At 72.6% G+C, this 18,530-nt stretch carries 18 protein-coding genes and 1 CRISPR repeat array; of the genes, 10 read left to right on the forward strand and 8 right to left on the reverse strand.

The window, feature by feature from the left end; genetic code table 11:
* Positions 1-20: 20 nt before the first annotated feature.
* Positions 21-899, reverse strand: a complete 879-nt coding sequence (locus ACFV4P_RS13320; protein WP_380470475.1) for a glycosyltransferase family 2 protein — start codon at positions 897-899, stop codon at positions 21-23.
* Between the two features lie 670 nt (positions 900-1,569).
* Here ACFV4P_RS13320 and ACFV4P_RS13325 point away from each other — a divergent pair.
* The 5 genes from ACFV4P_RS13325 (at position 1,570) to ACFV4P_RS13345 (ending at position 7,382) form a co-directional block, all read left to right on the forward strand.
* Complete coding sequence (locus tag ACFV4P_RS13325; protein ID WP_380470477.1) at positions 1,570-1,989, forward strand: hypothetical protein; 420 nt, start codon at positions 1,570-1,572, stop codon at positions 1,987-1,989.
* Positions 1,990-2,237: 248 nt separating this feature from the next.
* The gene (locus ACFV4P_RS13330) at positions 2,238-3,146 is read left to right on the forward strand and encodes a hypothetical protein (RefSeq protein ID WP_380470479.1); all 909 of its coding nucleotides are present in this window, start codon (positions 2,238-2,240) and stop codon (positions 3,144-3,146) included.
* Positions 3,143-4,873, forward strand: a complete 1,731-nt coding sequence (locus ACFV4P_RS13335; protein WP_380470481.1) for a hypothetical protein — start codon at positions 3,143-3,145, stop codon at positions 4,871-4,873. Before ACFV4P_RS13330 ends, ACFV4P_RS13335 begins: the two co-directional genes overlap by 4 nt.
* Positions 4,870-6,966, forward strand: a complete 2,097-nt coding sequence (locus tag ACFV4P_RS13340) for an integrase (RefSeq protein WP_380470483.1) — start codon at positions 4,870-4,872, stop codon at positions 6,964-6,966. Before ACFV4P_RS13335 ends, ACFV4P_RS13340 begins: the two co-directional genes overlap by 4 nt.
* On the forward strand, positions 6,963-7,382 hold the full coding sequence (locus ACFV4P_RS13345; protein ID WP_380470485.1) for a hypothetical protein: 420 nt from the start codon (positions 6,963-6,965) through the stop codon (positions 7,380-7,382). The genes ACFV4P_RS13340 and ACFV4P_RS13345 overlap by 4 nt, the downstream gene beginning before the upstream one ends.
* Positions 7,383-7,601: 219 nt before the next feature.
* Here the strand turns inward: ACFV4P_RS13345 and ACFV4P_RS13350 are convergent, their stop codons facing one another.
* The 3 genes from ACFV4P_RS13350 to ACFV4P_RS13360 all read right to left on the reverse strand — a co-directional run bounded on the left by ACFV4P_RS13350 (position 7,602) and on the right by ACFV4P_RS13360 (position 11,046).
* On the reverse strand, positions 7,602-8,453 hold the full coding sequence (locus ACFV4P_RS13350) for an aldo/keto reductase (protein ID WP_380470486.1): 852 nt from the start codon (positions 8,451-8,453) through the stop codon (positions 7,602-7,604).
* Positions 8,454-8,521: 68 nt separating this feature from the next.
* On the reverse strand, positions 8,522-9,556 hold the full coding sequence (locus tag ACFV4P_RS13355) for a zinc-binding dehydrogenase (RefSeq protein WP_380470488.1): 1,035 nt from the start codon (positions 9,554-9,556) through the stop codon (positions 8,522-8,524).
* A gap of 65 nt (positions 9,557-9,621) precedes the next feature.
* The gene (locus tag ACFV4P_RS13360) at positions 9,622-11,046 is read right to left on the reverse strand and encodes an MFS transporter (RefSeq protein WP_380470490.1); all 1,425 of its coding nucleotides are present in this window, start codon (positions 11,044-11,046) and stop codon (positions 9,622-9,624) included.
* 140 nt (positions 11,047-11,186) lie between these two features.
* On the opposite strand from ACFV4P_RS13360, the gene ACFV4P_RS13365 reads away from it, so the two are divergent.
* Positions 11,187-12,080, forward strand: a complete 894-nt coding sequence (locus tag ACFV4P_RS13365; RefSeq protein WP_380470492.1) for a helix-turn-helix transcriptional regulator — start codon at positions 11,187-11,189, stop codon at positions 12,078-12,080.
* Here the strand turns inward: ACFV4P_RS13365 and ACFV4P_RS13370 are convergent.
* Complete coding sequence (locus tag ACFV4P_RS13370; RefSeq protein WP_380470494.1) at positions 12,063-12,341, reverse strand: hypothetical protein; 279 nt, start codon at positions 12,339-12,341, stop codon at positions 12,063-12,065. The two genes, ACFV4P_RS13365 and ACFV4P_RS13370, sit on opposite strands and share 18 nt — an antisense overlap.
* On the reverse strand, positions 12,338-12,703 hold the full coding sequence (locus tag ACFV4P_RS13375; protein WP_380470496.1) for a hypothetical protein: 366 nt from the start codon (positions 12,701-12,703) through the stop codon (positions 12,338-12,340). The genes ACFV4P_RS13370 and ACFV4P_RS13375 overlap by 4 nt, the downstream gene beginning before the upstream one ends.
* A gap of 223 nt (positions 12,704-12,926) precedes the next feature.
* Positions 12,927-13,747: a CRISPR direct-repeat array (repeat unit 29 nt; unit sequence CTCCTCCCCGCGCGAGCGGGGGTCAGCCG).
* A gap of 136 nt (positions 13,748-13,883) precedes the next feature.
* On the opposite strand from ACFV4P_RS13375, the gene ACFV4P_RS13380 reads away from it, so the two are divergent.
* From ACFV4P_RS13380 to ACFV4P_RS13390, 3 genes are all read left to right on the forward strand, one after another.
* The gene (locus ACFV4P_RS13380) at positions 13,884-14,072 is read left to right on the forward strand and encodes a hypothetical protein (protein WP_380470498.1); all 189 of its coding nucleotides are present in this window, start codon (positions 13,884-13,886) and stop codon (positions 14,070-14,072) included.
* Between the two features lie 341 nt (positions 14,073-14,413).
* Entirely contained in the window at positions 14,414-14,536 is a 123-nt protein-coding gene (locus ACFV4P_RS13385) for a hypothetical protein (RefSeq protein WP_380470500.1), read from the forward strand.
* A gap of 459 nt (positions 14,537-14,995) precedes the next feature.
* On the forward strand, positions 14,996-15,370 hold the full coding sequence (locus ACFV4P_RS13390; protein ID WP_380470501.1) for a hypothetical protein: 375 nt from the start codon (positions 14,996-14,998) through the stop codon (positions 15,368-15,370).
* A gap of 376 nt (positions 15,371-15,746) precedes the next feature.
* Here the strand turns inward: ACFV4P_RS13390 and ACFV4P_RS13395 are convergent, their stop codons facing one another.
* Positions 15,747-16,274, reverse strand: a complete 528-nt coding sequence (locus ACFV4P_RS13395; protein ID WP_380470503.1) for a hypothetical protein — start codon at positions 16,272-16,274, stop codon at positions 15,747-15,749.
* Positions 16,271-17,203, reverse strand: coding sequence for a class I SAM-dependent methyltransferase (locus ACFV4P_RS13400; protein WP_380470505.1), 933 nt, complete (start codon positions 17,201-17,203; stop codon positions 16,271-16,273). The genes ACFV4P_RS13395 and ACFV4P_RS13400 overlap by 4 nt, the downstream gene beginning before the upstream one ends.
* Positions 17,204-17,608: 405 nt before the next feature.
* Here ACFV4P_RS13400 and ACFV4P_RS13405 point away from each other — a divergent pair, with 405 nt between their 5' ends.
* A complete protein-coding gene (locus ACFV4P_RS13405) occupies positions 17,609-18,037 on the forward strand; it encodes a hypothetical protein (protein WP_380470507.1) in 429 nt (142 codons plus the stop codon).
* Positions 18,038-18,530 lie beyond the last annotated feature (493 nt).

An 18,530-nucleotide genomic window follows, 5' to 3' on the forward strand; every position in this document is an offset into this window, starting at 1 on the left:
AGCCCCAGCTGGGCCGGCCATCAGAAAATTGGCGGCCGGCCCAGCCGCGCCATCCGCCGCACCGTGCTCCACCGCATCGGCCTGCGCGGCGGGCACGCCACCCGCACGCCCTCGAAGAACCCGCCCCACCACGCCTTCAAACCGGCCATCGGCGGCCGGCGCAGCAGGGTGTAGCCGATCCACGAGGCCAGGTAGACCGGCACCAGAGGCGCGGGCAGGTGGCGCTTGGCCAGCCAGACCCGGTTGCGGGCGGTCATCCGGTAGTAGGCGGCGTGCCGGGCCGGGTCGGTGCGCGGGTGCTGGAGCACCATGTCCGCGCGGTACTCGATGCCCCAGCCGGCGTCCAGCGCCCGCCATGCGAAGTCGGTCTCCTCGTGCGCGTAGAAGAACGCCGCCGGGAACAAGCCGACCTGGTCGATCACCGACATGCGGATCGCGTGGCCGCCGCCCAGGAACGTCGTCACCGGCCCGGACTGCATCGGATCGGACTCGCCCAGGCGCGGGACATGGCGGCGCTGGGTGAACCCGGTCTCGTCCGCGATCCGGAACGACACGATGCCGAGCTTCGCGTCCCGCTCGAACGCCTCCCGGACCAGGCGGAACGTGTCGGTGCGCGACAGCAGCCCGTCATCGTCCAACACCACCAGCACGTCTGTGCCGCCGAGTTCGCGCAGCCGCTCCACGCCGGCGTTCCGCCCGCCCGGGATACCCAGGTTCTCCGGCAGCTCCACCGCGTCCACCCACTCGGGCATCTCCGGCAGCTCGATGCCCTGCCCGAGCACCACCGTCCGCACCCCCGTGCCGGAGCCCTCCTGCGCCCGTACGGACTCCAGCAGCGCCGCCAGCTCGGCGGGCCGGTTGCCCATCGTCAGCACCACCACGCCCAGCGTGACGCTCATGCGAAACGACCTGCCCCTTCGAGGACCTGATGAACTCTTCGACACCCGCCGGCGAACGCCGGTTGCTGCACGAGTCGGTGGCTACGGGCCGTCGACTGCCCGCCTGTCCGAGGATGGACTGGCCGACGCTGGCATGGATCACCGGCTGGCGGCCGGGCGGCCCGGGTGCGCGACCCAGCCTGCCACACCCGCAAAGGCCTGGTGTCCCGGAGCCGCACCGGCGGACGTCGACGACCAGGTGATCTCCCTGTGGGAGCGGGGACCCTTGTAGTCGCCCCTGGGACGTCGTACCACCGTGACTCGATGCACCGACACACTGCTCCTCGACATCTGAACGTCATCAACGACCAGCTATGGCCAAGAAACTGCGAACCCGTCACAACGCTGCACGTCGCGAAGCGTCCTCCCCGCGTGAGCGGGGGTCAGCCGTTAATTGACAATTGACTTCTCAGATTCAATTGGTCCTCCCCGCGTGAGCGGGGGTCAGCCGCCCTGCTGTCCATCGTCCTGCACCTCCCGCAGGTCCTCCCCGCGCGAGCGGGGTTCGGCCTTTTGGGCGAGAGGGGCCCAGCCGTTACGCGGGGCCGTTGGTGATCGCGGGTCAGGGTCCGGCGATGACCCAGGTCACGAACACGGCGGCCATCGAGGAATTCCCTGTTAGATCGGCGTGTTGAAGCCGATCGCGAAGGGTGCGCTGGCCATGGGTTGGCGGGTGTTCTGGGTGCCGACGGATGCCGTACGGCACGAAGTTCGAGAGGCCGTTTTGCCGGGATGGCGGGAGCTGTCGCAGCGGCAGGCGGAGGTCGGGGTCCGCGCCGGTGATCCGATCTTCCTCGGCCCGGACCATCGGGTGGACGCGGTGCTGAGCTTGTTCACGCAGTCCCGCCAGTTCCGTGCCCACACCAAGGAGACGAAGCGAAACTACGTGACCGACATCGCGCTCTACCTGGACTTTCTGCTGGTCAGAGGCGTGGGGTGGAGGGATGCCGGTGAGGGGGATCTGCGGGACTTCGAGGACTGGCGCCGGTTCGCGCCGGACAACCCGCGGCCGATCGGGCCTCGAAGTGGAACCGGGAGCTCGCCGCGCTGACTGGTCTGTACGGGTGGGCGGTTCGGGCCGGCCATGTCGGGCGAAGCCCGGTGGCGATGAAGACGGTGGCGGGTCGGTCGGGGCAGGTGCTGACGGTTCCGGAGGCGTCGGCGCGGTCGGGGCGATCGGGCAACGTGCACTGGTTGCTGCCGCGGGCGTTTCGTCGGTGGGTGGAAGTGGGCCTTCGCGGGTTCACCCGTGAGGGTGTTCCGGCGCCGGGGTGGGCGGGTCGGTTGGAGGACCGGAACGTGGCGTTCGCGAACCTGCTGTACTCGTCGGGGATGCGGCGGAGCGAGGGCGGTTCGCTGCTGACGTTCGAGGTGCCGTCGCTGCGCCTGGAGGGCGGCCGGTACTGCGCGGGCCGGATTGCGGCGGCGGTGACGCGGTCGAAGAAGCCGCGGACCTTCTACGCCGCGTCGGGCGTGGTGGGCCAGGTCGAGGTGTACGTCGACTCCTCCCGGGCGCTGGCGGTGCGACGTGCCCAGGAAGCGGGCCGGTACGAGCGGCTGGCCGGGGTGCGGGTGGTGACGGGGCTGGGCGGCGGGATCCGGCCGACGCTGCGGTGGGTGGACCAGCGAGGCCGGACCGGTGAGCGGCGGCTGACGGACCTGACGGTGGAGGAGCGGCTGGTGCTGTTCACCGAGGGTCCGAGGGGGATCGAGCCGCTGTGGCTGTGGCTGAACGAGTCGGGGCTGCCGCTGCGCGTCGACTCGTGGGAGGGGGTGTTCCGCGCGGCGAACGAGCGGTGCCGGTTGGTGCTGACGCCGGCCGGGGCCGGTGCGGATCCGCACCGGGTGTACGCGCCGTACGCGACTCCGCACTCGTGCCGGCACAGCTTCGCCCTGGTGATGCTGGTCGTCCTCAACCACCTGATGGACCGCCGCTTCGGTCTCACCCCCGAGGAGCGCAGGGACTTCCGGCTGCTGTACGGCGTTCCGTGGCGGATGGTGCAGGACCTGCTCGGGCACGCGAGCCGGGAGACGACGTGCGGGATCTACCTGGCGCCGGTGGCGGACCTGCAGCTGCGGGCGCTTCTGGCGGCGGCGCCGGACGCGGATGAACCGCTGCCGGCGAGCGTGGACCAAGTCTTCGCGCGGATCGCGCGCGAGAGCGAGGGCGTTCAGGACGTCGCCGAGTGGCTGGAGCAGGTCGCGTGAGCGGCCACGGCCGCAGGGCCGAACTGCCGGCGGCAGGCCACCATCGCCCCGAGGTCCTGGCCGACGGCGCCCTGGTGGTGCGGCACGTCAACGCGGCGGGTCGGATGAAGGAGTACGACTTCGCCCTTCTGCCGGTCGCCGAGGCGATGCGGCATTCGCTGGCTGCCCTGTTCGCGGCCCGGTGCGCGCCGTCGCGGTGGACCGCCCACGGCAGCAGTGAGAACGCCTGGCGGGCCGTGCACTCCTTCGCCCGGTTCTTGGCCCGGCAGTCGGCGCCGCCCGCCGACCTCGGCGGCCTGAGCGCGGGAACGTGGCTGGAGTGGGTGGCCTTCCAACCCGGACGCCCGGAGGTGTCCTTCGTCTCCGGACTGCTGCTGCAGGACCCGCGGGTGCGGCAGGGGCCGGCCGCCGACGCGATCACCCGCCGTCGGCGGCGACCGCCCAGCAGGACGCAGTCGTTCACCGGGCCGGACTGGGAGCGGATCGTCACCACCGCACGCCGCACCTTCCGGGCGGCGGTGCTGCGGATCGAGGACAACGCGCGGCACCTCGTTCGGTGGCGCGCCGGCGAGCTGCCTGAGCGGAGCCAGGAGTGGGCGGTGGGCGACGCGCTGGACGAGCTGGCCCGCACCGGGGATCTGCCGCGCTACGACCGCGGGCCCACCGCACAGTACCGGGCGTACTACACGACGGCCCTGGGCGGGATGACCCGGACCTCGACCTGGATGCGGCTGTTCTTGTCCCGACACGAGGCGGTGTGCCTGGCGGTGCTGCTGACCGCGGAGTTCGGATGGAACCTGGCCGTGATCGACCGGCTCGCCGTACCGGCGGCCACACCCAGCGCCGGCGCCGCCGGGCCGCCGACCTACCGGATCGTGCTGGACAAACGGCGCCGCACCGGTCGAAGGTTCGAGACCCGCAACGTCACCGACTTCGGCGCGGACTCCAGCGGCCGCCTGATCACCCAGGCCCTCGCCGTCACGCGCTTCGCACGCGCCCTGGTCGAGGAACAGGCGCCGGGCACGGACCGGCTGGTGGTGTGGCGAGCGGCCCGCCGGGGCGTGCGGCTGGCCGACCAGGACCGCGACCAACCGGTCGGGCCCTTCCATCTCGGCATCGACAGCCAAGCCGCGCAGGAATGGGTGCGCGCCGAGGGCCTGCCCGGCTCGCCGTTCCGCCGCGGCCGGCGGACCGTGAACGCCCTGGTGCGGCGGGAGTCGGGGCAGAACTCCCAGGACACCCACGACAGCATCTACGTCTTGTCCGACCCGCGCGTCGCCGAACAGGCCGCCGAGGTGATCGCGGGCGGCGCGAGCGCCGCCGAGGTCCACGCCCGCCACACCGTGCTGGCCGCCGAACTGCGCGACCACCCAGACCCCGCCGACACCCCGACGGCGACGGCCGACTGCACCGACTACCGCAACGGCCCCTACCCCGGACCCGACGGAGACTGCGGGGCCTCGTTCCTGATGTGCCTGGGCTGCACCAACGCCCGCGTCCACCCCGGACACCACCCGCGCCTGGCCCACCTGCACCACGCGGTCGCCAACCTGCGCACCGTCCTACCCCCGGCCCGCTGGGACGCCCAGTGGGGCGAGGCCCACCAGCGCCTGGACGACCTCAAGGCCCGGCTCGACGCACCGGTCTGGGGCCGCACCCTGGCCGGCGTCGGTGAAGCGGACCGCGCGCTGGTCGCCCACCTGCTCAGCGGAGACCTCAACCCGTGACCACCGCCGTCGAAGACCCCTACCGCCTGTGCCTGCCTTCACCCGTCACCCCGGTACTGCCCGCCGCCCGCATTCGCTCCGGCAGCAGCGCCCGGTACGCGGACGGGGTGTGGCCGCTCGCCCCTCTCAGCGCGAACCCGAGCGCCAAGACCGATGCGATCCACTGGGCGCCGTGCCCCGAACCGCTGCGCGAGCAGTTTCGGCTGGCCGCCTGGACGATGCTCAACGGCGAGCTGCGGCCCACGTTCCTGCGGGCCCACCGCGGCCTGCGCTCGCGCCTGAGCGCGCAGGGCTACCACCAGACGGTCGTCTACTGGCTGCAGTTCGCCCGCTGGCTCCACCGGCACGACGTCACCACCTTGTCGGCGTGCGACGACCAGCTCCTGCACGCCTACGGCATCCAGGTCCGCGACAGCGGTCTGAGCCGCAACTCGGTCGGGTGCGTGCTTGCCGCGCTCACCCGCCTGTGGGCGTTCGATCAGCTGTCCGCTCTCCCGACGGGAATCGCCCGACCCCCGTGGGAGGAGCACGGCGCCGACGGATACCTGCCGCCGGCCGTCGGCACCTCCGGCGGGGAGAACCTCACCGAGGCCCTCGCCGCCGAGACGATGGGTCCGCTGCTGGTGTGGGCGATCCGCGTGGTCGACGACTTCGCCGACGACATCCTCGCCGCCTGGGCCGCCAACCGGGCCGTACGGGCCGCCGCCCGCACCAACCGTGCCACCACCGCCGCCCGCGACACCCTCTACCACCACCTCGACCACCTCCTGGAGACCGGCACGCCGCTTCCGTCCGTGCCACTGCGGCACGGCCACGGACTCGCCCGCCAGTACCTGGCCGCCCTCACCGGAGCCTCTGACGACCAAGTCACCCACTACCGGCGCCTGCGCCGACTCGAAGACCCCGCCCGCTGGACACCGGGCCCCGCACCCCTGGACACGCCGATCACCGGCACCGTCCACCAGCGACCCTGGCGCGAGGCCATCGACTTCACCGAATCCGTCCACCTGGTGCGCCACCTCGGCACCGCCTGCTTCATCGTCATCGCCTACCTCACCGGCATGCGCCCTGGCGAAGTCCTCGGCCTGCGCACCGGCTGCTGCCCCGAACCCGCCACCGGCGACCGCCACCTGATCCGTGGCCGCGCCTTCAAGAGCGCCGTCGACGACGACGGCAACCACCTGTCCGAAGGCGTCGAACGCGCCGTCCCCTGGGTCGCCATCGCCCCCGTCGTCCGCGCCGTCCGCGCCGTCCGCGTCCTGGAACGCCTCACCCCCGACGACAACCGCCTGCTGTTCGGCCACAACACCCACGACGCCCGCAGCCCCCGCCTCCGCTGCGGCTCCATCAGCCCCGAGACCGTACGCGCCCGCATCGAGGACTTCATCGCCTGGGCCAACCGGGAAGCCGCCCGCCACCACCTCCCGCACGAGACAATCCCGCCCGACCCCCACGGAGCGATCGGCACCGCCCGCTTCCGCCGCACCCTCGCCTGGCACATCGCCCGTCGCCCCGGCGGCACCGTCGCCCTCGCCGTCCAGTGCGGCCACCTGCGCACCACCCTCGCCGCGGGCTACGCCTCCCGTTCCCGCGACGGCATCCACACCCTCCTCGACATCGAGACCGTCCGCGCCTGCGCCGACACCGCCCTCGACCTCCACCAGCACCTCGCAGACGGCGGCGGCCTCTCCGGACCGGCGGCCCGCCGCGCCCTCGCCGCGGCCGCCCGCGCCCCCGACTTCGCCGGCACCGCGATCAACGCCACCACCGCCCACCGCTACCTCGCCCGCGACGACCTGCTCGTCCACGACAACCCCAACACCCTGCTGATGTGCGTCTACAAGCACGAACAGGCCCTCTGTCACCGCGCCGCCACCGCGCCCGCCCTCGACCACTGCGTCCCCGTGTGCGGCAACATCGCCCGCACCGACCACCACGCCCACCGACTGCGCGAGCGCGCCCACACCCTGCTCCAGCAGGCCGCCCACCTCCCCGGCCCGCTCGCCGACCGCCTCACCGCCACCACTGGGCGCCTCACCGTCCTCGCCGAACACCACGACGCCGAACGCCGCACCCTCCCGGAGGCCCCGTGACGCCCGCCCCCGATGAACGGGCGCGTATCCGCGCCGCCGCCGACCGCATCCTGGCCGGCGCCCCCGAGAACTCCAACGGCGCGCTCACCGTCGTCGCCCTTGCCCAAGAGGCCGGCGTCCCCCGCAATGCCCTCACCCAGCGCCACCCTGACCTTCGCGAAGACTTCTACGCCCGCGTCCGCGCACTCGGCCGGATCCCCGACAGCGAGGCCCGCCTGCGCAGGCAGATCGTCAAACTCAAGGAGCTGCGCTCCGCCGACGCACGAGAACTGCAGGAGCTGAGGCAGGACCGGCAGACCCTGGTGCAGATCGTCAACCAGCTCACCCTGGAGAACCACCACCTTCGAAACGCCCAGCCAGGTCCAGGAGGCCAGATCCTCCAGCTGCCGCGCCGCCACGTCCCCCCGGAAGCCTGACGCCCCCGCTCCCGCCCGCCGAGCAGGTCGCGACGACCACGTCCGGAAGCCCCGTACCGGTGCGCACATTGTCGCCGGTGATGGCGCGATGGCCCCTGCCGGCAAGGCACTGCGCGGGACGGTGCGGCGGACCAGCAGGTCATCGTGGTGCGGAAACGGGTGGGCGACCCGGCGTAGGTGTGCCGGGCCACCCAGAGCGAGTGCTGTCCCGGTGCGAGGTCAGCCCTCCAAGCGGCGCTTGCTGAGCCAGGCGACCATCTCTGGGTCGTGGTGATCGAAGAACAGGGTCTTGCCGGTGTCGAGCGCGGCGACAGCGGCCATCTGGTCGTCGGTGAGCTGGAAGTCGAAGACGTCGATGTTCTGCGCCATCCGGTCGGGGTTGACGGACTTGGGGATGGTGACGATGTCGCGCTGGATCAGCCAGCGCAGCACGACCTGGGCCACGGACTTGCCGTGGGCTTCACCGATGCCGGCCAGCACGGGGTGGGTGAACAGGTCGTTCTTGCCTTCGGCGAAGCCGCCCCAAGCCTGGTGCTGCACCCCGTGCTCGCGCATCAGGGCGTGGTCGGCGGTGCGCTGGAAGAAGGGGTGGGTCTCGATCTGGTTGACGGCCGGGGTGATCTCGTTGTTGAGGACCAGGTCCAGGAGCCGGTCGGGGTAGAAGTTGGCGACGCCGATCGCCTGCGCGAGGCCCTCGTGCTGGGCGGTCTCCATGGCGCGCCACTGGCCGTAGACGTCTCCGTAGGGCTGGTGCATCAGGTACAGGTCGACGTGGTCCAGGCCCAGCTTCGCCAGGGAGGTCTCCAGGGCGCGGCGTGTGTTGTCCTGGGCGGGGGCGTCCTGGACCCACAGCTTCGTGGTGACGAACAGCTCCTCGTGCGGGATGCCGCTGTTCTTGATCGCGTGGCCGACGGCTTCCTCGTTGCCGTAGGCGGCGGCGGTGTCCAGCAGACGGTAGCCGGCCGCGAGGGCATCGGTGACGGCCTGCTCCGTCTTGTCTGCGGGGATCTGGTAGACGCCGAAGCCGAGGATCGGCATCTGGACGCCGTTGTTCAGGGTGACGTGCTGCACGGTGTTCTTCCTTCGCTGTGCGGGGTGTGTCGCCGGTCGCCGGGCGAAGTGCGTCCGGGAGTGCGCGGTCAGGGGGTGAGGAGGGCCTTGAGGACCTTTCGGTCGGCCATCGCCCGGTAGGCGTCCGGGGCCTGCTCGATCGGGAAGGTGCGGTCGAAGACGCGGCCGGGCCGGATCGTGCCGTCCAGGACGTCGGGCAGGGCAGCGTCGATGTAGTGGCGGGCGGGGTCGACGCCGCCGGTCAGGGTGATGTTCCGCATGATCATGTCCATGCCGATCGGCCCGTCGGTGTAGGAGGGGACGCCGACCCGGCTGATCACTCCGCCGTCGCGCACCGCGGCGAAGGAGGTGGTGAGGGTCTGCATCGAGCCGACGCACTCCAGGACGGCGTCCGCGCCGCGCCCTGCGGTCAGCTGCCGGACCTGTTCGGCACCCTCGTCGCCGCCGGCGAGGACGACGCCGGTGGCGCCGAACTCGACGCCGAGGTCGGTGCGGTCGGTGTGGCGGCCCAACAGGATCACCTGCTCGGCGCCCAGGCGCCGGGCGGCGAGGACCGCGCACAGGCCGACCGCGCCGTCCCCGACCACGGCGACGCTGCTGCCGGGCCGGACCCGGGCGGTGACGGCGGCGTGGTGGCCGGTGCAGAACACGTCGGTGAGCGTCAGCAGAGAGGGCAGCAACGCCTCGTCGACCGGGGCGGGGATCTTCACCAGGGTGCCGTCGGCCTGAGGGACCCGCACGGCCTCGCCCTGGCCGCCGTCCACGCCGTCGAAGCCGTACCGGCCGCCGTGTGGGCAGGAGGTCTGCAGGCCGTGCTCGCACCACCAGCAGGTGTTGTCGGCGTAGGTGAACGGGGACAGCACCAGGTCGCCGCGCTTGAGGCCGGTCACCTCGGGGCCGATGTCTTCGACGGTGCCGAGGAACTCGTGACCCATCTGCCGACCGGTATCGGTGGCGGAGGCGGAGCGGTAGGGGTGCAGGTCGCTGCCGCAGACCGCGGCGCGCAGCACCCGCACGATCGCGTCGGTGGGGTTCTTGATCACCGGGTCGGGCACGTTCTCGACGCGCACGTCGCCGGCTCCGTACAACAGGGTCGCTCGCATGGGGTCCAATCTCCTTGAGGTGGTCGCGGGCGGCATCCGGGCTGCCGCCGGGGGATGACGGGGGTTCAGCCGCGCGGGGTGCGGGCGCGCAGCGCGCCCAGCGCAGCGGTGGCGGCGAGCAGGATCGCGGCGGCGATCAGGCCGGTGCGCATGCCGGCGGTGAAGGAGCCGGCGGTGACGAGAGCGCCGTAGACGGCGACGGCCACGGCCCCGCCGACCTGGCGGAAGGTGTTCAGCACGCCGGAGGCGAGCCCGGCCCGCTCGGCGGGGACGGAGGACAGCATCAGGCCGGTCATCGCGGGGACGGCCAGTGTGCCGCCGAACGACACCGGCATCAGCAGCACCGCGACCGCCCACACCGGCACGGTGGCCGGCAGCAGGCACAGCACCAGCAGCCCAGCGCCCATCACCACCTGCCCGGCGACCATCGTGGCCTTGGCGCCGAAGCGGCGGGTCGCCGCCGCGGAGACGAAGGACACGCCCACGCTCTGCAGCGTCATCGGCAGGAACAGCAGGCCGGTGACCGCGGCCGACATGCCGCGGAAGGTCTGGAAGTACAGGCTGAACAGGAACGTCACCCCGTAGAAGCCGACGTTCAGCGCGAACCCGGCCGCCAGCGCGGCCACCACCGGGCGGGAGCGGAACAGGTCCAGCGGCATCATCGGCGCCCGCCCCCGCGCCTGGCGCACCAGGAACACGGCCGCCGCCGCCACTGCGAGGACCAGCGCCGCCACGATCCGGGCACTGGCGAACCCGGCCTGGCCGCCCTCGATCAGCGCGTAGGTGAGCGCGCCCAGCGCCGCCACCGCGGCAACCTGCCCGACCACGTCGAACGGCACCTCCCGCCGCGGGGAGGAGGGCGCGCGGCCCAGCAGCACCAGCGCCACCAAGCCGACGGGCAGGTTGATGAAGAAGATCCACCGCCAGTCCCACCCGGCCAGCGCCCCGCCCACCAGCGGACCCGCCGCAGAGCCCACCGAACCGCCCACCGCCCACAGCGCCAGCGCCCTCGTGCGCCGGTCGGCGTCGGGGAACGCCTCGCGGATCAGCGCCAGCGTCGCCGGCATCATCACCGCTGCCCCCGCGCCCTGCACCAGCCGCGCGCCCACCAGCACCCCCAACGTCGGGGCGAGGGCGCACGCGGCTGACGCCGCCAGGAACAGCACCAGCCCCAGGCCGAAGGCGCGCTTGGCGCCGATCCGGTCCGAGACCGACCCGGCAGAGAGCAGCAGCGCGGCCAGCATCAGGGTGTAGCCGTCCACCACCCACTGAAGCCCGCTGATCCCGCCGCCCAGGTCGTTGCCGATCGCGGGCAGCGCGACGCTGACGATCAGCGCGTCCAGGGTGATCACGAAGAACCCCAGCAGCGCCGCTCCCAGCGCGAACCGCGCACCTGCGACCGGCACCGCAGCAGCCCCAGCCCCAGCCCCAGCCCCAGCCCCAGCCTCGGGCTGGTGGACACGGTCGGGAGCGGTCGAAGTGGCGGGCATCGGAGCGCCTCCTGGAGCGGACGGATCGGTCATGCCCTCCAGACAACCGCGCCCCGACCGCTCACGGGGCGGTGAAGCAGACCCCAACAGGGACCCCCACGCCCGTGCCCCCGTGAGGGAGCCGGTCGTAGGGTCGGAGCATGGACCGACGCACCGAGATCCGCGACTTCCTCACCACCCGCCGGGCCCGCGTCACCCCCGAACAGGCCGGCCTCACCCCCTCTCCGCTGGACCGCACCCGCCGCGTCCCCGGCCTGCGCCGCGAGGAAGTCGCGCAGCTCGCCGGCGTCAGCGTCCCCTACTACACCCGCCTCGAACGGGGCGACGCCCGTGGCGCCACCGACGCCGTCCTCGACGCCATCGCCCGCGCCCTGCTCCTGGACGACGCGGAGCGCGCCCACCTCTTCGACCTGGTCCGTGCCGCCAACGCCGCGGCCACCGGCCCAGCTGGACCGGCCCGGCCTGCCCGGCAGCCCGTCCGCCCCGGCCTGCGCAACCTCGTCGAGACGATCAGCGGCGTCCCCGCCTACCTGCGCAACGCCCGCCTCGACCTCCTCGCGGGCAACACCCTCGCCCGCGCCCTGTTCGCCCCCGTCTTCGACAGCCCCGCCCGCCCAGCGAATGCCGCCCGCTTCACCTTCCTCGACCCGGCCGCCACCGCGTTCTACCCCGACTGGGCCGCCGTCGCCGACCAGAACGTCGCCACCTTGCGCGCCGAAGCCGGACGCAACCCCCACGACAAGGCGCTCTCCGACCTGATCGGCGAACTCTCCACCCGCGGCGGCAACGCCTTCCGCCAGCGGTGGGCTCGCCACGATGTCCGCCACCACCGCGCCGGCGCGAAGCGCATCCACCACCCCCTCGTCGGCGACCTCACCTTCACCTACGAGACCACCCAGCTCACCGCCGACGACGGCCTCTACCTCATCCTCTGCGCCGTCCCGCCCGGCAGCCGCGACGCCGAAACTCTCGACCTCCTAGCCAGCTGGAGCAGTCCCCAGCCCACGAGTGAGACATCAACACGCAGAACTTGACAGGGAAGAGGAGTGGACGCGGTAGACGAGGCTGATGCGGTCGCCAGTGTCTGCGGCCGGGTCGGTGCGGGCGGTGTAGTCGTCGACCTCGGGGTCGGTGCCGCCGGGCACCGGGATGCCGAGCCGCGGGTGGATCGCGAGGCGCTCGAGTAGCTTCTCCACCACGTCCAGCTCGCCGGGGCGCAGTGCGGCGAGGGTGTGTTCGGCGGTGTCGGAGAGGAAGACGTGCAGCGGTGCTGGCTGTTCGGGTTGGTCGGTCACCGGTCGTTGCCGGCGGCGCGCAGGCGGGCGAAGACGTCGCCGGCCGGGGTCCAGTGCTGGCCGCCGATCGGCGCTGCCAGGGCGTCCATGGCCTGGGGGCTGGTGCGCAGGGTTAGGCGGTGGCGGTAGGTGGCGGCGACTTCGGTGACGGCGGCGAGGTCGCCGATCGGGGAGGCGTCGAGGGCGGCGGCCAGGTCCCGCTCGAAGTTCTCGCGGTCGCCGGGCAGGCCGTAGCGGGACAGGGCGGTGCGGAGTTCGTGCAGGGTGGCTGGCCTGGCCGGGGCTGGGTTCTGGTGGTCGGGTTGGGTGGTCACCTGGTCCTCCTCGGTGGTGGCCGCGGTGGTGGCGGGCAGCAGGCCCAACGGTAGCGGGTGGTGTGGTGGTCTGGGTCATGCAGCTGCGATCTGGTGCCGCACGCGCACGGGAGCTCTTCTGGTGCCTCGGCTGGGGAGGCTGGCGCCTCGCGTTGTCGTAGCGTCGTGACACGATGCATCCGCATGCCGCTCCTTGATACCTGAGCCTCCACCAACAGTCGGAGACGGTAAAGAAACTGCAAAGCCGTCATAACGCTGCAGGTCGTGAAGCCTCCTCCCCGCGCGAGCGGGGGTCAGCCGTCACACGTGACTTACGTGTGACGCCACATTGACTCCTCCCCGCGCGAGCGGGGGTCAGCCGCGCCGTGCTGGCCAGGGAGGCCCGCCGCTCGACTCCTCCCCGCGCGAGCGGGGGTCAGCCGATGTACGACGGCGACCGCCTGGTCCAGGTCGTCTCCTCCCCGCGCGAGCGGGGGTCAGCCGCACGCAAGCCCTGTCAGCAGTGCGGCACAGTCCTCCTCCCCGCGCGAGCGGGGGTCAGCCGCTCACCGTCCTCCACGACGACGGCCTGTACCGCTCCTCCCCGCGCGAGCGGGGGTCAGCCGTCCGGCAAGCGCACCACCGGGCGCAGCGCGGACTCCTCCCCGCGCGAGCGGGGGTCAGCCGGACAGGGACGCGCGCGCGAGCGAGCCGTCCGACTCCTCCCCGCGCGAGCGGGGGTCAGCCCTTGTCGGTCACGTTTGGTCTCCCCGCGTCAGCCTCCTCCCCGCGCGAGCGGGGGTCAGCCCTTGTCGGTCACGTTTGGTCTCCCCGCGTCAGCCTCCTCCCCGCGCGAGCGGGGGTCAGCCGGGGTCTAGGGCGGGCGTTCGAGCGGGGCAGGCCTCCTCCCCGCGCGAGCGGGGGTCAGCCGCCCGCGGCGTGGACACCGCGGTGGTCTGGGTGCTCCTCCCCGCGCGAGCGGGGGTCAGCCGGCCGTGGCCTACATGCAGCAGGTGGCCTACCGGTCTTCCCCGCGCGAGGGGGGTCTGCCGTCGGTGACGACCACGGCCCGGCCCGGCTCCTCGTCTTCCCCGCGCGAGCGGGGGTCTGCCGCGCTGGACGCTGCCCCGGTAGTCGCCGCCGCTTTCGCCCTCGCGCTCAAGGCCAAGGGCGTCCCCGTCTCCGAGATCGCCGGGAAGCTCGTCATCAAGGACGGCTGGAACGCCGGCAAGATCCCTCCGTCGCCTCCGTGTACCGGGCGCTCGCCGAAGCCGAGGAGAACGCCGCCGCCGAGGACGACCTGCCGCAGCGGTCCGTACCCGCGCGCATCCGCCAGCCCGAAAACCCGCTCACCGCCGAGGCGATCGACCTGCGCGAGCGCCTGGTCGCCCAGCGCGCCGTCCTCACCGCCGCCGAGATCGAAGAGGTGGACCCGTGATCCCCGGCCTGCGCCGACTCAAGGGCGGAGCCCCCAGCTCGGCGCTGACGAGCCCGGCCTGCCCGGACCCCTCCGCACCTGGACCGGCCAGGGCGGCTAGGAGGACGAGCACGACCCCGGCCGGGGATGACCCCGCCGAACCGCACTGCTGATGCACCGAGATCATCCCCTCACAACTTTCGGGCTCACCTTGGCTGGCCCCCCGGAGCCCCGTGGGTTCAGGGAAACTGAAGGTTCTTCCGTGGGAACCCGCGGGTCGAATGGTGTGCTCTGCCGGGATCGACCCGTGAGTTCGTGCCGACTCACGGCGAGGCGTCCTGACTCGTGGGCGTCGTCGCCTCGTGGAGATGCTCCTCAACAGGACCCAGGTGCTGGCCATGGGCCAGGACGATCTCGTCTGCGAGGTTGAGGATGCGGATGGTGCCGTCGGGAAACTGGACGGTGATGCCGTCTTCCCCGCGTGAGCGGGGGGTCAGCCGACTCCTCCACCTCCTGCTCCCGGGTCCCGGGCGTCCTCCCCGCGCGAGCGGGGGTCAGCCGTGGCAGACCCCGTCGGTGTAGAGCTTGGTGGTGTCTTCCCGCGTAAGCGGGGGTCAGCCAGCGGGTACGGCGAGGGCGCTGCCACCATCATCGAGACCGGCACCGATTCCTACCGCCTCGCCTCGACCCGGGCACGGACCGAGGAGCCGGCGAAGGCCGGCTGACCGCGACAGGCGCCTACTCGACGGCCCCCGCCCTCCGCCTTCCGCTATGTTCTTTCGGACTCGCGCGGGCGGGCCAGACACGCATTCGGGGGAAACGTGCCAGCTGAGCGGCTTGACGCAGACTGGGTCCGATCCTGGCGGGAGTGGGCCGATGCGGCGCTGACGAGGCTGACGCGATCGTTTCTTCCGACGCACGGCTTCCCGCCCGGAGACAACGCCGTGGCACTCGCAACTGACGACAGCCACCGAACGGCGAGCGCGCTCGTGGAGCTGACGCCGATCCCCTCCGACCTGACCACGCTCTACTGGGTGATCAGCGAGGCTTCCCTGCCCGATGTCGACAGCGGGTACTTCATCCACTCACCCGCTGCGGTGGCGGAACACTTCCGCGAGTACGGCCCCGCACCGATCGACGGCGAGTGGATCGCACTGGTATTCGCCAGCGACGGCGGCGGCCACCTGTTCGCGATCGGCGACAGCGGGCAGATCTGGAAGTCCGCCACGGCTTCCTGGTTCGACGACTTCGACGTCGCCGCAGCGAGCTTGCAGGAGTTCCTCGAACAGCTCGGCGGACGGATCATCAACCAGATCTGATCATCGCCGAAGCCGGTGTCCTCCCCGTGCGAGCGGGGGTCAGCTGTTCGGCCGCGCGGTGCCCAAGCTCGACGTCCCGTCATCCCCGCGCAAGCGGGGGTCGGCCAGCGATGTTCAACCCGACGCAGAGGGTGCGGGCGTCCTCCCCGCGCGAGCGGAGGTCTGCCGGTCTGTGCGCCACCCGCAAGGTGCCCTCCCCCGTCCTCCCCGCGCGAGCGGGGGTGTCGGCGTATACGTGAAGGCACGCAACCCGGTACAGGCGAACGTGCACCGGTCGCGGCATCCCACGCGGCTCGGCCTGTTGGCCTGATGCGGGCCGGCGCCGGGCCGGCCGGGAGGTGGGGTGACGTCGCCGCCGGGGTGGTGAGGAGCGCCGTCAATGGTCGGTGACGGTGTGGGCGGGGCGGTACCAGTGGTGGTGGACGAGGGGCTCGACGGAGAGCATGGCTGCGCCCGCCACTGCGCCGACCAGGAGGGAGGGCCAGCCGCCGCCGTTGAGGAGCGCGCCGAGGCAGGCGGCGGCGATGGCGAGTGGGCGCAGGAGGGTGAGCGGGCCGAGTCCGATGACCATGGCGAAGGTGCTGGCGCGGAACGGCAGGAGGAGGTAGGCGGCGAGCGAGAGGAGGACCGCGGTGGCGTAGAGGGTGAGTGGGAGCAGGTAGCCCGAGCCGCCGGCGGTCAGCGTGGCGTAGGCGCGCTGCGGGTCGGCGGCGGTGAGCAGGTGGAGGACGGCGGTCACTGCGGGGGCGAGCAGCAGGACGGTCCCGACCGCCAGTCCGCGCAGGGCGGCGCGTGCGTTGGCCCGATGTTTGCGGATGCGGGCGTCGCGGCCGGCATAGGCGCGGAAACCGCTGAACGCCGCGTCTATTGCGCCGAGTACCGCCAGTGGCAGAGCAGGTGTCATCGGCCGACCTGGGCGAGTTGTTCGGGGCCCAGGAGCCGGCGGGAGGAGCGGCCGAGGGCCTGGCGCAGGGGTGCTTCCAGGTGCGGGCGCAGGCCGAGGACCGGGCGCAGGGTGGTGCAGAAGGGGTTGGCGATGCGTCGGGGCTCGTAGAGCAGTGGTCGCATGCCCGAGGCTGCGGCGGTCCGCAGCAGGGTCTCGTCGCTGTGGGCCCGTCGGGCGGAGGCGACGCCGTCGTGTCGGCCCAGCGGGTGGCGCATCCGGGCGCGGTGGAACATCCACGCGCCGACGGGGGCGAGGCCGGTCGCGGCGATGTCGTAGTGGCAGAACGCCAGGGCCGGGGAGGCTCCCTGGGCTGCGAAGAATTCCGTCAGCGCCGGCTCGGGGAAGTGGTGCAGCACGCCGGTGGACACGTACACGGTGGCGGCCTCCGGCAGCGCGAAGGCATCGCCGTGGACGAAGCGGCAGTTCAGTTCCTCATCCCGGGCCAGACGCGCCGCCTCGCCGACCAGCGCCGCGTCGAGGTCGACCCCCAGCAGTTCGACGTCCGGAGCAAGGGCGCCGGTGGCCGCCAGCCAACGGACCAGATAGCCGAGCCCGCAGCCGATGTCGACCAGGCGATACGGCCCCGGCACACCTGAGGCCCGGATCGCGGTGAACAGCGGTCGGAGCAGGTGGACGAGGCGGTCGCCGATGCGCAGTTCTTCGCTCAGGCGCTGCATCTCGGTGTGCACGCTGATCAGCAGCCGGTCCACGGCGACCCCGTCCAGCACTCCGTCCCGGTCGGCGGGCAGCCCCGCCACGATCCTGGCGGCCCACGGGTCGCCGTGCGCGCGCAGCCGCTCGACGACCTCGGCGCGCCGAACCGGCAGCCGTCGTCCGGTGGCCGGGTCGGCTGCGGTGATCAGGTCGGAGATCTCAAGCGGAGGCACACGGAGCACTTTACGGCGTCGCTGCGGGGCTCCCTCTCCCGCGGACCCGGTCGCCGAGCCGAGCAGTGGCCTCCTCTCAACGTCCCTCCACGGGCACGTCTTTGACTGGTGCACGCCGCTCTGTCCCTGCGGAGGCCGAGGCGTGCCAGGTCCTCCCTCCCCGCGCGAGCGGGGTATGTCGGCAACTCACGGGCCCGGGCGGCACCTACTGAGGTTTTCGTCGTGTTGTCGGTGGTGACAGGTGATGGTCCCGGCGAAGTGCCAGTGGTGTGCAGCGGGCGCAGGATGGGGCCTGAATGCTGAGCGGTGGCCGTCCGGCCGTGTCGTTCTTCCGGGGGTGGACCAGGGAGGGTCTGCTGTCCGTTGACGGGGGGTGTGATGGGATCGATCGGTCTCGTGTGCGTGGTGGCAGGGCTTGTCGGTGCGGGGCTGTTGCGGTGGCTGCCCGTCAGGGGGCGGGCGGACGGCCTGCTGGGCGTTGCAGCGGGCGGTGCGGCCGTGGCCATCGCGGCGCAGGAAGCCCTCTGGACGGGTCTGCCCCTGGCCGTGCTCTCGCTCGCTGTCCTGTGCGCCCCGGCGCGGACGGTGGCCGGGCACCAGCTGTTGCGCGAGATGCGACGCCTGCATCCCCTTCCCGGTGCCACCCCGGCCGGGCCGGGGGAGATCGGGCTCCTCGTCGCGCTTCACGGACGCCGGGCGCTGCGTCTGCTGGTGCCGGAGTTCGCCGCTCGCGCCGGTTTGCTCGGCGGCGGTGCCACCAGGGAGACCGTCGCCCGATCCGAGGGCGACTCGTACGGCTACAGCGCCTACTCCGGTGGCGGCGACGGCATCTGAGAGGTCGCCACTGAATCTGTCCGGGTGGTGGGTTCAGTGGAGTGAGTGACAGGCCAGTGCCAGCCGAGCATCCGCCGATGAGGGCGAGCCAGAGCTGGATGTGGTGCAAGCCTCGTCGGAGGGTACGGGCGAGGTGGTCCGGCCGGCGAAAGCATGGCCGTACCCTGCGCGGGCGGGGTCGACCGGGGCGGGTAGGGGCGGCGTCCTGATTGTGGACGTCGAAGCCGTTGGCGCGGAGCCGGTCGAGGGCGGCGTCCGCCGGTAACTCGGCCTCGAATGCGGTTGCGGTGACGCACAGTTCGGCAGGAGTGCGTCGGCGCTGCGGCCCGTGCCCGCCTCGGTCTGCGGGTCGTGTGCTGTGGGGCTCGGACACTCGGGCGTCTCCGAACCGGGCTGAGCCCAACTCGGCAGCCGGCGACCACCGTTGGCGTTGCGGGCGAGGTGGGTCAGCACGTGGCCGGGCGACGAGCCGGACGGCAGGGGCGGCGTCCGG

The organism is Kitasatospora sp. NPDC059795, assembly GCF_042732175.1.
GTDB lineage: Bacteria > Actinomycetota > Actinomycetes > Streptomycetales > Streptomycetaceae > Kitasatospora.